This is a genomic window from Streptomyces beijiangensis, from assembly GCF_017315755.1.
Taxonomy (GTDB): Bacteria; Actinomycetota; Actinomycetes; order Streptomycetales; family Streptomycetaceae; genus Streptomyces; species Streptomyces beijiangensis.
Map to the genome: position 1 here is coordinate 1 of NZ_JAFLRJ010001254.1, position 310 is coordinate 310.

General features: G+C 72.6%; 1 protein-coding gene. It reads right to left on the reverse strand.

All coding sequences use genetic code 11. From position 1 onward, the window contains the following. A partial coding sequence (locus J0695_RS41400; RefSeq protein WP_372445941.1) for an insulinase family protein occupies positions 1-310 on the reverse strand: 310 nt, incomplete at both ends.

Below are 310 nucleotides of genomic sequence, written 5' to 3' on the forward strand. Positions count from 1 at the left end.
GGCCTGCTCGCCGAGGCACTGCGCGCACCGGCCTTCACCGACGGCGAGATCAGCCGTCTGGTGCGCAACCGCCTCGACGAGATCCCGCACGAGCAGGCCGAGCGCCTTCGGCAGCCGGGAGACGGGGACCTCAAGGGAGACCCGTACGCCCGGGTGGTCGGCGTGCGCGTCCATGGTGGCGCCGCAGCGCTCCAGCTCCGCGGCGAACTCCTCGGCGGTGTGCTTGTCGGTGCCCTCGTTGAAGGCGCGCGACATGATCGTGGAGATGCCGTCGAGGCCGTCGGGCTCGGCGTCCAGGGGGGCATCGAGG